The following is a 455-nucleotide window of genomic DNA, read 5'->3' as shown; positions in this document are numbered from 1 at the left end:
GTTTATAACGCAGCAGAGCTTGGTGACAATGGCACAGTGACTGCGACGATCTCGGTAGCGGGTTCTGAAGTCGGCGATACCTTGACCTACAGCGTGAACGGAACAGACACTTCTGTGACGTTAAACGCAGAGCAAATTGCGAATGGCGTTGCGATTGAAGTACACCCAGAAGATACCGTAACGGCAAGCTTGTCGGATGCGGCGGGTAACAGTTCAATAGAAGTCAGCGAAACGGTTGCAAGTGCGGACGCTAGTATCGGTACGCTAAGCATCACGTTCGACAGCGCAGGCGAAGATGGCATCTACAACTCGGAAGAGATTGGCGAAGATGGCACCATCACAGCGACCATGTCGGTAGCGGGTTCTGAAATTGGCGATACCTTGACCTACAGCGTGAACGGTGGCGACGAGGTGGTTGTTACCTTAACCGCAGAACAAATTGAAAACGGCGTTGC

At 52.3% G+C, this 455-nt stretch carries 1 protein-coding gene; it reads left to right on the top strand.

What is annotated here, in order from left to right:
- A partial coding sequence (locus I8J31_RS20755) for a hypothetical protein (protein WP_199470492.1) occupies window positions 1-455 on the top strand: 455 nt, incomplete at both ends.

The sequence above is a fragment of the Marinomonas transparens genome, assembly GCF_016463975.1.
Taxonomy (GTDB): domain Bacteria; phylum Pseudomonadota; class Gammaproteobacteria; order Pseudomonadales; family Marinomonadaceae; genus Marinomonas; species Marinomonas transparens.
This window is presented reverse-complemented; position numbering and strand designations above follow the sequence as displayed.